This is a genomic window from Thermodesulfobacteriota bacterium, from assembly GCA_036397855.1.
In the GTDB taxonomy this organism is placed as follows: Bacteria; Desulfobacterota_D; UBA1144; order Nemesobacterales; family CSP1-2; genus DASWID01.
On the sequence record DASWID010000104.1, the window covers coordinates 19,249 to 30,832 of the forward strand.

General features: G+C 41.9%; 10 protein-coding genes. 4 read left to right on the forward strand and 6 right to left on the reverse strand.

Annotated elements, in window-relative coordinates; all coding sequences use genetic code 11:
* Positions 1–41: 41 nt before the first annotated feature.
* The 5 genes from VGA95_08060 to VGA95_08080 all read right to left on the reverse strand — a co-directional run bounded on the left by VGA95_08060 (position 42) and on the right by VGA95_08080 (position 6,219).
* Positions 42–1,346 carry a phospholipid carrier-dependent glycosyltransferase gene (locus VGA95_08060; protein ID HEX9666493.1) on the reverse strand — a complete coding sequence of 435 codons (1,305 nt, stop codon included), beginning with the start codon at positions 1,344–1,346 and terminating at the stop codon, positions 42–44.
* Positions 1,347–1,355: 9 nt separating this feature from the next.
* Positions 1,356–1,553, reverse strand: a complete 198-nt coding sequence (locus VGA95_08065; GenBank protein ID HEX9666494.1) for a hypothetical protein — start codon at positions 1,551–1,553, stop codon at positions 1,356–1,358.
* A gap of 318 nt (positions 1,554–1,871) precedes the next feature.
* On the reverse strand, positions 1,872–2,582 hold the full coding sequence (locus VGA95_08070) for a glycosyltransferase family 2 protein (protein ID HEX9666495.1): 711 nt from the start codon (positions 2,580–2,582) through the stop codon (positions 1,872–1,874).
* 479 nt (positions 2,583–3,061) lie between these two features.
* Positions 3,062–4,564, reverse strand: coding sequence for a CRTAC1 family protein (locus VGA95_08075; protein ID HEX9666496.1), 1,503 nt, complete (start codon positions 4,562–4,564; stop codon positions 3,062–3,064).
* Between the two features lie 5 nt (positions 4,565–4,569).
* The gene (locus VGA95_08080) at positions 4,570–6,219 is read right to left on the reverse strand and encodes a GMC family oxidoreductase (GenBank protein HEX9666497.1); all 1,650 of its coding nucleotides are present in this window, start codon (positions 6,217–6,219) and stop codon (positions 4,570–4,572) included.
* A gap of 196 nt (positions 6,220–6,415) precedes the next feature.
* Between VGA95_08080 and VGA95_08085 the strand changes: the two genes are divergently transcribed.
* The 4 genes from VGA95_08085 to VGA95_08100 all read left to right on the forward strand — a co-directional run bounded on the left by VGA95_08085 (position 6,416) and on the right by VGA95_08100 (position 10,100).
* On the forward strand, positions 6,416–7,189 hold the full coding sequence (locus VGA95_08085) for a hypothetical protein (protein HEX9666498.1): 774 nt from the start codon (positions 6,416–6,418) through the stop codon (positions 7,187–7,189).
* A 103-nt stretch (positions 7,190–7,292) separates the two neighbouring features.
* Positions 7,293–8,429, forward strand: coding sequence for a hypothetical protein (locus VGA95_08090; protein HEX9666499.1), 1,137 nt, complete (start codon positions 7,293–7,295; stop codon positions 8,427–8,429).
* A gap of 319 nt (positions 8,430–8,748) precedes the next feature.
* Positions 8,749–9,579: a peptidyl-prolyl cis-trans isomerase gene (locus tag VGA95_08095; GenBank protein ID HEX9666500.1), complete on the forward strand. Its 831-nt coding sequence runs from the start codon at positions 8,749–8,751 to the stop codon at positions 9,577–9,579.
* Positions 9,576–10,100, forward strand: coding sequence for a gluconate 2-dehydrogenase subunit 3 family protein (locus tag VGA95_08100; GenBank protein ID HEX9666501.1), 525 nt, complete (start codon positions 9,576–9,578; stop codon positions 10,098–10,100). Before VGA95_08095 ends, VGA95_08100 begins: the two co-directional genes overlap by 4 nt.
* Positions 10,101–10,666: 566 nt before the next feature.
* Here VGA95_08100 and thiI read toward each other — a convergent pair.
* The coding region (gene thiI, locus VGA95_08105; GenBank protein ID HEX9666502.1) for a tRNA uracil 4-sulfurtransferase ThiI at positions 10,667–11,584 on the reverse strand (918 nt) is incomplete at its 5' end.

The following is an 11,584-nucleotide window of genomic DNA, read 5'->3' on the forward strand; positions in this document are numbered from 1 at the left end:
CTATCAGAGGTTGCCTCAACAATGTCAATATCAATAAAATATCATCTCCAACTGCTGAGCCAGAAGTAACGACCTAGCGAGTCATCGGGTATTGGGACAGCGGATAGGATCGGATAAAAGTACACAAATGTAACGGCAGCTATCAAGAGGTACAACAGAACCACGTCTTTTCCGTGACGGAACCTATCCCAGATCACATCCAGGAAGTAAGCTATTATCAGCATGACAAATACGAAGGAAGGAAGAAAATGATATAAAAATGTTACCTTCCTTGGAGATAATGCCCAGGGTAGCCAGTAGGCAAATACACTCAGTACTGCAAATGCAAGTGATGGCAGCTCCCTGCGAATAACCTGAACAATACCGATAGCTAGAAACAGGCATCCAGTCCACCATATAAACGGGTTTCCCATTGCGTATATGTACTTGTGCTTATCCCCGTATTCACCAAGATACAGATACACCGTTCTTAGAAGGAGAGGCCACTTCCACCACTGCGACTGATAGGGATGTGATTGCGTTATACTCTTGTGATACCAATACATGCCTTCCTGTAAGTCTATAAAATCGCTTAAACTATGCCCATACAGAAAGTAAGGTAGATATGTCAGAATATAAACAATTAGCGGCGTAATTATGAAGGCTAAAACGATTGTTCTTGTAACCATAAAAAGCGTTTCAAAAAAAGAATCGGTTGCCTCCTTACCGCTATGAATCTCTGTGTAGTACATCACCGCAAATCCTACAGCCGCTAAAAACTCAGTTACATATACACCGCTCCACTTCACAGACATCGACAACCCGCAAAAAACTCCGGAAAGATAAATAAACTTATCTCTCCGCGTCCTTGCATACTTTATTACAAAGAGCGATGCCAGGAGAATGAAAGTCATCAAGAATATATCAACCATCGTAATCCGACTCAAAACAAATATGAAGCAATCAAATGTGTATAGAAAAGCGGCGAACACACCTGCTCTCTTGCTCTGAAAAAGCTCTTTACCAACAATGTAGATAACAATGGTCCCGAGTCCCCCAAATAGGGCCTGAAAAAACCGCCATCCGAATGTACGATCCCCGAAAATCAAAATACCCAATGTGCTGAGCTCCTTACCAAGAGGGGGGTGAGACCACTCAAAGGCAAAGCCTTCCGGTGCCTTAGGACCCTTTTCCCAGCTATCACTATTCCCTTTTGCGATCTCCTGTGCGGTAAAAGCAAAGTAAACCTCATCGAACATATAATTATCCGGATCGTCAAGCCTGTAAAATTTCAGTCCGAGGCTGATTACGACCAGGAAGAAAACAATCACATCATGTATGGCCAACTTTGATAAGCCACGAAGCAACAACCGATTTTATCCCCCATTCTTTAACAAAAGCTTTTGTAAATTAGAACGCTGAGTCATGCACCTCCAGAAATCCACCATAAGAACAGTAAAAACGAGCAGGACTAACATAACTATTCCAGGAATCAACCCCTTTACAATAACCTGAATAGAGACTGCCGGGATGTCTTCAACTCCATGCGAACGACCAAGATTAGAATCGAACATATTCAATATCTAACTTAAATGAAATTACACGATAAACCAGCCAACTCCGCCTTTTCAATGAGTAGCCCTGTAGCAACGTAAAGGGAATTCGCGAGTTGGAGAAATAATCGCCAGACGAAGATACCTTTCATCGATATGTGTCATAATATGAAAGAGCCCAAATAGAACGAGTGCTGCACCATTATAAATTGATAAATTGACCGCAGTAAGATCTTCTCCTTTCCTGGGAACAGCAAAACGAAGCAATAGGCCAACGATTAGCACACATATGAACTTGTCAGTATGAGAACTACAAATAGCGCACTATTTCCGAAGATTCTACTTCTCTTGATCCCTGATATCATCTCTAAGCTTCCAACATTCTCTAAACATCCTCAGTATAACACTTAGATTAGCACCAGTCTGCGCTCCAAATAAACGAGGATAATGACTCACAGGGATCTCCTTAATTCTGATACCATTTCTTATCAGTTTGATTAGAAGCTCGACGCTAAATAGAGCACCACCTGATTTTATGGGTTTTATAGATTCATAAGCAGCCCTTGGGAAGATTTTAAACGCGCAGTCGATATCTTTCACGCTCAAACCAAAAACAATCCAAATATAAAGGTGGTAAAGCCATGCGTTAAGGGTTCTTACAACCGGGTCGGCTCTTTTCTCGCGATACCCTATTAACGCTACGGAATCCTCCAGAAAAGGGAGAAATCGGTCTAGTTCTCTGATGTCGAACTGGCCATCGCTGTCCATCAAGAAAATGTAATCAAGTGACGCCTTTTCAAATCCGCTTCGGAGTGCAGCGCCATACCCCTGATTCTTTGGATGATTAATGATTTTTATCTTCGAATTATAAGAGGTGAGCCTTTGAACAATTTCTCCGGTGTCGTCTATAGAACCATCGTTTACAACAATGACTTCATAATCATTAAATTTAGTCTCAAGATAAGAAATCGCGCCCGAAAGGGTCTTTTCAATATTTTCTCCTTCATTATAAGCCGGAAGTACTACAGATAAAGAAACAATCTTTTTCATCTAGGTTGATTAAATTTAACATAGTTTAATTGAAATTTGACATTTTAGTACTACACCATTAATCCCCTCCGCTTCAGAAAAGGAGGATTAAGAGCGATTCGAGAAATCCCCTCGAACTCCCCTTTAAAAAAGGGAGGAGGGCAAAATACGGATACGTGGCAAACTAACCTGTCCATGTCGAAGGAGGGTCGCCGCTCCATTAATCAACATATGAACCGCCCATTCGGGACAAGAATGTCCCGACTATCCATATTATATATATCGTCGCCAATAACGATAGGCGGGGTTTTCCAACCCCGCAGGGATCTGTTTATCTTCTCCCCTTTAGAAAAAGCCTGTCAATCGAAGGAGGGACTAAGGGGGAATTGAGAGGATCGAAGTAGGAGCGCCCGTTCGGCGAACGCACATCAAATTGATATGCGGACTGATGTGGGAATCAGTCCCTACATTTTTCAATCGAAAACGAGGACTTCCAGACCTCACCTTACAAGGATATCGCATCCATCTTGGAAAATAATGTAAAAGCGACCGCCCTCTACATCGATATCCTGAAAAAAACAATCCCCCCCACCAAGCCAGTCTACAGATATATCCACCTGGTTATCCTTCCCAACCCCAAAATGAACTGGAAGCATATCCTGCTCACAGCACCCCTTACCGCCCGATACCTCTCTAATCTGAGTCCCTTCTGAAGTTAAAACTTCTACCCTCGCACCTATAGCGGAGCTATTACTCAAAACACCGTCACCCACCAGGTCTATGATGAGATTGTTGTTTGTGTTTCCACTGCTCTCCATGAGTGCCGTTCCCAGATGACCATTCAAGAAGACATCCATGAAGGTATCATTATTATAGTCACCCCAGGTCGCGGCAAATACATCGATTGGAAAATCAACGCCCACTTCAACTGCAACGTCAAAGAACCTGGCATTACCAAGGTTTCTAAAAAACCTTGTAGGATTTAGATGGTTGGTTGTAAAAAGATCCAATAAGCCATCAGCGTCAAAATCAATCCAAGCGCATGTCCTTCCATCACCGACATCCTCTGTTCCTGTATCAAGTGTTACATCCGTAAACGTTCCATCACCATTATTTCTATAGAGCGCGTTTCTAGTTGATTCAATGTTTCCTACATAAAGGTCAAGAAAGCCATCGTTGTTAAAGTCTCCTACGCACGCAGAAATTGAATTCCAACTCTGGTCTCCATTGACCCCTGCTTCAAAGGTTATATCTGTGAAGGTGCCGTCACCATTATTTAAAAATAATCTATTAAATCCATCATTTGCTAAGAAAAGGTCTGGAAAACTGTCATTGTTAAAATCAAACCACGTGGCCGAGTTTGTATCAAAAAAACCACCAAGCCCTACTTGCCCAGAAACTTCAATAAATAACCCATTCCCCTGATTCTCATATAAGAACGAAACACCTGAATTCGCTTGGAAGAGATCGACCCATCCGTCTAAATTATAGTCAACCCAGATAGTATGCATTGCGACGCCCCCTTCCACATTTATTCCCCTGTCTTCAGAGACATCCAGGAAAATAATTCCATCAAGATTTTTATAGAGTATTGGAGGAGTACCTGCCATTATGGTTGACACGACGAGATCCAATAGGCCGTCATTATCGAAATCCGCCCATGCGGCACTTCTCACTCGAACGTCAATTAATCCAGACTCAACAATTACATTAAGAAATGTACCATCACAATTGTTTTTAAATAAAAATACATTTGGGGAGAATGCGTCAGTATTCGCAACAAATAAATCCTGACATCCATCGTTGTTAAAATCACCCCACGCCGCAGTTTGACCAAAACCACCTAGACCCCCAATTCCACTGTCCATTACACTCACAAATATTGGCAAGGGGATGAAATCATTTGAACCATCTGAGTCATTTGAATCATCTGAACAGGATGATGATCCTGAAATGAGTAGCATGAATAAGATTAACAAAAATTGCTTCTTATTACACAACATGAACCTTATCCTTTTTTGATTTTGTCGAAAAGCAAATCGGCAGCTCTTAAACTAAGCGCTTCGATCGTGAGCGAAGGAGCCTCTCCTCCACCTGAAGTGGGGAAGACGCTCGCATCGGTGATCAGCAGATTTTTAATCTCATGACTCCTGAGATCAGGGCCTACAACCGATTTCTCAGCGTCTTTACCCATTCTACATGTACCAAATACATGGGTAGCTGAGAAAAAGTCATAGGCAGAAAACTCCTCCACAATCTCCTCCGCTCCGGAGGCCTTTAAAATCTCCTTTGCAGTCTTTGCCATAAAATCAAGGCACTTAAGTTCTGTCTCTCCCAAATATGACTGTATCTGTGCCACGGGTATTCCAAAGTCATCCTTTACCCCTTCATTAACCGTGACGTAGGTATCCTTATTTGGTAAAAATTCACCGATCCCCCCCATAGCAATGGCATGCCCAAACCATTTTTCAATGGACTTTACAAAATCTTCCCCCCAACCATCAAAGTAACGAAGAGCATAGTGTACAGGCCCTACTGCGCTTCCGGCGGTAGGATAAAGTCTTAATCCCCCAGTAAAGCCAAGATCAGGATCAGGCTTGTTCCATTTCCAGATGACGCTGTCAATGGGAATTCCTCTATAGGAATCCAATCTTTCTGGATGAAAGGCCACAACCTGGTAAAAAAGGGTTTCCATAAAATTTTTACCTACAAGCCCATTCCCATTTATTCCCGAGTTTAAAAGAAGCCTAGGGGTCTCTACGGCGCCACAGGCAACGGCTAAGAATTCTCCCTCGACGAAATGTCCCTTACCCTCTTTATCAAAATAATGAACACCCTTTACCCTTTTAACTCCATTCTTTTTCTCCAACTCTATTCGGCTTGCAAAGGCGTTAGTGATAATACTGCATGATCCGGTATCCTCCGCTAAAGGAATGAAAGTGACATCAACTGTACCCTTATCCCTTCGCGGACAGCCCCATACACAGCCATTGCAATAGTTGCAGGGGGGCGTATCGCGATAAAGATTTGAAAGGATTGCAACTGAATTTGGCAAAAGCTCGAGCCCCTTTTTCTTACAGGTCTTTTCTATTATCTTACTGGCATAACTCAGATTATGGGGCGGGAGAGGAAAGGGATTTTTTCTTGGTCTGAAGGGAATCTCCTCAGGTCCAGCAACTCCAACAATCTTTTCGGCCTCTTCGTAGTAGGGCTCCAGGTCTTCATAATCTATTGGCCAATCCTCCGCTACCCCAAAAAGGGATTTCATTCTAAAGGCACTGGTACTTAGGCGATGTGCTTCACCCTGGAAGTGAAGGGTAGTTCCTCCAACTCCAATTACCCGGTGGTACTCAAGGTACCTCCGCTCGTCGCGTTTATTAAGCTTTCCAGAAGCCTTATTCCATGACCTGAGGTGTGTATATTTCTCATCCAAAACCTGTCGACCACCGTAGGTGTTGTTTATTTTTTTTCTATAGGGAAAACCCTTAAGCTCCCAATCATTCCGGTTTAGTGGATAATCTTTAAGTGGGTTATAGCGATCCCCGGCCTCAAGTGTAAGCACTTTCATACCCTTTGAGGCAAGTCTCCATGCAAATGGAGCTCCACCCGGCCCAGAGCCAATAACGATGCAATCGTATTTTTCAATCTTTTGAGGCATAAATTTTAAGTGCATGATATTAAGTTAACAATTGCAATTTGTCAATTATTTAGTATAATGATCAAATTTAAAACCGGTGGCGGAGACCTTTAGGTCTCCAAGTCAAGATAAACAAATATATTAATGTAGCGGAAAGCTTTAGGTTTCCACAATAACAATGGAGGTCTAAAGACCTCCACTACCGGTCTAAAAAACCATGCAAGAACTCTTCCTTATCCTTATATTATTGATTTCGTTTGGATGCACGAGATCGGATGAAAATGGCGAAGATAAAGGCCTAAAAGAAGAAAACAAGGTTAGTGGAACTATAATTGCCGTCGTTAATGAAAGACCGATATATAAGGAAGATATAAATAAAATAAGCCTTGAAGAAGCCATCGACAGGGAATTGCTATACCAGGAGGCTATGAAAAAGGGGCTTGATAAACAATTTGAAGGCCTCAATCAGGCTGACAAGAAAAGAAGAATAAGAAGGTTTTTTAGAGACGACATAATCGGCAAGTCAATGGTGGTTGGAGAAGGCGAAGTAGAGGCTTATTACAGGGAAAATAAGGGAGACTATGAGAGTATCTTAACTATAGAGATTATATTGAAGGACAAAACATTGGCTGAGGAGGTAAAAAAAAGGGCGACTTCTGGTGAAGATTTTAAAAAGCTCATGGAGGAATATTCCAAAGAACCAGCCAAAGCTAAGGTAGATACAAAGGTTGATCCACAATACAGGGAAATCTTTAAAGATAAGGACGTGGGTTATATAAGCGATGTTATATCGGACGAGGAAGGCTTTAAGGTAACAATCCTAAAGGAAAGGGTAGAGATTCCTCTTGAAAGTGTTATTCGATCAATTGAGTCTAAAGTGAAGCGCGAGAAAAGAGAAAGATCATTAAGGGAATTCCTGAAGAAATTAAAAAAAGAAAATAAAATAGCAATACTAAGCCATCAAGAAAGACCTAATGCGGATCAAAATTAAACAATATCTATACGAGATTGACCCTTAATTAATATAAATTCATAATTGGGCAAAATATCCCCGTTGTAACTTAAAGTTTTTTGATAAGGGGTTTTATCAATACATGGTAAATTATAGGCACACATACAGGATTTTAATGTTATTAAACTTCTTCTTATTTATCACACCAACCCTTTCTGGAAGCCCTCCCGCCATAACTGCCGATAAAACTGAAGAATCCGTACTAGATGAAATCGAAATGGGAACTGCTGATAGAGATGAAATAAAATCTAGACCTGAAATTAAAGTTGACTTTGAGACAAAGGAACAATTTAAAAAAGACTATTTCACCTCTGGTCCAGATAAACGACAGCTATACGATGAGTATCTTCCCAAGCTGGGGGCAGACTGGATTCTAAATTGGCTGGAGATTCTATATCCTGCTTGCCATGCGCACTCCCATGAATTGGGAATGGCAATATATGCCCGAGGCAAAGATATTGGTCTCGCGCTCAATGAATGCAAGACCAAGTGCACCTCCGGATGTATGCACGGTGTCTTGATGGAGGCCTTTGGTACTCACTCTCTTCATGAAATAACAGAAAAGATGGGTAATTTTTGCAAAAATAAAGAAATGACCAGGTTCCACAAGCCGGGGAATTGCGCGCATGGAATAGGACATGCACTAATGGTCGTGACGCACCATGACATTGAAAAGTCAATTTCTGGATGCTCCTCATTTAATAACCCCGCAATGGGATATTACTGTGCAACCGGTGTTTTCATGGAGTACTTCCATACCTGGAATGAAGAGGATCTAAACAAACATAGTTTGCATTTCCCCTGTGACACATTAACGCGATACTCGGCAGCTTGCTACCGATACAAGGCTCCTAAGATTCTCAAAAAACTTGACGGCAACATCAATACCTTGGCTGAGAAGTGTTTAGAACTTCCCCGATCATTGAGACTAGGTTGCTTCCACGGATTAGGAACCGCGAAAGTACTTGACATCTTCAATGACCCAAAGCTCCTCACTGATGTTTGCCACCGCGGAAATTCAGATGATCAGGCAATGTGCATTGAGGGTGCGATTGAAAAGCTGGCTGACTTTAAGAGCGATAAAGCAACTGCAGCCTGCGAGTACCTGGAAGGTGAAAATCGAAAGCTATGTTTGGCAGCAGCTCATGGGAAAATGTACAGATTAGACAAGCCAACCATGGGTCTTTACATTGACGGCAGCGGAGACCTGCAGCATTGAAATCTTAATACCCACCAGCAAGACTGGTGGGCTACCCGAGGGGGGGACAGGGACTGGTGGGCTACCCGTAAATTTCATATCTCATAAAATGGGTAGGTCACGAGTCCCTTCGATCTAACTCAGGGCAGGCTTGCTCGTGACAATAAAACGCGTGGCAATTCCCTAATTTATGGAGGACTAAAGCCCTCCGCTACATTCGTAGCGGAAATCGATAGCGGATAACATAAACAACATATGATGAATTTTCTTTCTTGCATTCATTTCCAAATTCAGATAAATTATCCATTACTTTTTACGCGGAGGTAAAAAAGACATAACAATGTATAAATTTCTATGCTACTCCAATAGAATCATAGGGCTAAGTCTAATATTATTGATCTTTACAGTTCACTCTGGTTGTAAACAAAAGGAAGAAGTACCCAAAGAGACATCTTCTCCTCAAAATGAGGAAAATAGTTCCTCTTCTGAGTCAATATCTTCGGAGAAAAAGCTGGTTGCAACAGTAAATGGAAGACCCATATATGAAGAAGATTTAAGAGGAAGAAAGCTTGAATATGTTATAGAAGACGAGATACTTTATGAAGAGGGGTTGAAACAAGGTCTTGAGAGTGAGTACAAAGAACAGATTGATAGATATAAAAAGAATTTAATTATAAACGCAGTGAAACAGCAAATTCAATATAGCTTGCCTAGGGACCAAAAAATCAGTGATAGCGAAATCGAGGATTTCTATAAGAAATATGAGAGGAGATACACAAATCTTAAAGCATTAGGAATATCTGCTCCTGATAAGAAGACTGCTGAGATAAATCATGAAAGAGCAACCAAGGGAGAAGACCTAGAGAAAATAGCTTCAGAATATTCCGAATCTGGGGTATTATTTTCGCCAAACCCTATTATGCTAAATGTTGATAAGAACGATTTCTTTCAAGAACTCAAAGTTGGTGCCGTAAGTGATATAATTGAGGATAAAGGACAATTTCTAATCTACAAGGTAATTGAGGTAAAACATTTACCTCTTTCGCAGGTTAAGAATTCCATAAGATATTCAATCTATGCCAAGAAGCAATCTCAGGCAGTTAGCGACTTCGCGGAGAAAGCAAAGAAAGAACGTAACATGAATGTAGAGATTTTTCAGGAAGAGAAATGAAATCAACAAGAAGAGGTTTTCTTAAAACCGTTGCTCATGGTGTAATAGGAAAAGCCTTGATATCAAGCATTCCCTATAGTGTTTTTGCAAATACTAACGAATTAGAAAACGGAATTGAGCTGGAAAAGGGTTATTTGGTATTTAATAGGGAAACCCAAAAGAGCGTGGAAGCCCTCGCCGAAACTTTTATCCCCGGGGCGAAGGAGATAGGCATAAAAATCAAGTTTATGGAATATATAAGTAAAGACCCCGGCATTGCCGGGTACCTAGATTCGGGGTTCTGGAACTTGGACACTATTTCCAAACAGAGGTTTAGAAAACCTTACTACAAACTCGACAACAAAGAAGATAGAAATGCGGTCTTGAAACATGTTTTAGCCAGAGAGAAGAACTTTATCAACTTATTTAAAGATATAGTGATTAAATTGTATTATTCAGACCCGACGGTTTGGAAGAAGCTTTCCTATAACGGCCCCCCTCAGCCCAGAGGCTTCATGGACTACACACTACCGCCTAAGTGAAACCCCCCAAGACTAATGTAGCGGAGGGATTTAGACCTCCAATAGATTTACTCCCCCTTTAGAAAAAGCGTGTCCTGAGTCAATCGAAGGAGGGACTAACGGGGATTTGACAATTTCGCGCTAATTCCTCGTACAAAAGGGCAGGATAAAAATTATGTCCCCACTCACCACCCGGGTAGCCCACCAGTCTTGCTGGTGGTACATCAATTGTCACGAGCAAGACTCGTGACCTACCCAGGGTAATTAAATTTCTTCTACGTGCGTTTAATTCAAATTCGGGACAAGAATGTCCCGCCTATCTCCCCGCCAGAAGCATGCGGGGACAGGCTCTGGACTCCCGCTTACAATCCGCGGGAATGACAGAAAGGATAGGCGGGGTTTTCCAACCCCGCAGGGATAAAGCATTTGGAATGAAACCCTGACCTGTCCTGAGCATCGTCGAAGGAAGGTTTTCGCTACATTTCATATAAATATTGAAATCAAATATGTCGCGGAGGGATTTAGACCTCCATAGATCTACTCCCCCTTTACAAAAAGGGAGGAGCGGAGAAGTGAAAGTGTCCAATTCAGAAATCATATATCTCCTGAAGTTTCAGGCTTTCTTCCATTACCCTTTCCAAGCCCATAGCTTTTTCCAACATTTCGATTTTATTCAATTTTATTCGAGTCCGTGGCCTTGCCGCCATGATAGAGCAGCAGTCCTTATAGGGCTTGATTGAAATGTCATATGTCTCTACCTTCCTCGCTAATTCAACTATTTCCTCTTTGTCAAATGAAATAAGCGGCTGGAATATGGGCATAGAAACCGACCGGTTGAAGACATTTAAGTTGTCGAGGGTTTGGGAAGCAACCTGTCCCAGGCTGTCACCCGTCACGAGGGCCTGATACCCTTCAGCCTTTGCTATCGATTCTGACATTTTTAACATAAACCTGCGGAAAAGTACCGGCTCATAAGAGCCATTTACGCGATTTTTCAACACCGAAAGATGAAAAGGATGGTAGGGGACCAAGATGAGACGAGATCTCAACTGATATTTACCCAATCTCTCGACCAACTCTCCCACCTTAGTATTCACCGCTCTCTCTCCACAGTTAAAACTATGAAAATGGATAAAATCAACCCCGCAACCCCTCTTCATCATTTGATAGGCCGCCACAGGAGAATCAATACCTCCCGAGTGCAGGCAAAGCACCTTCCCACTTACCCCCACAGGCAACCCTTTTAAACCTTCAATCTTCTCAAAAAAGACGAAAACCTGATCAGAAATTTCGATATAGACCCGTAGATCGGCGTGTTTAAGGTTGACTTTCAGTCTAAGATTTTTGGTTACTTCTTCCCCCACAATGTCCGCTACTTCAACCGAGGTATAGGAAAAGCCCTTATCCGCCCTTTTGACAAAGACCCCAAAGGTGTGAATATCCCTCGTCAATCTCTCAGGAACCTTGGATAAAACAACCTTCTTTATCGAATTCAAGTCTTTTTT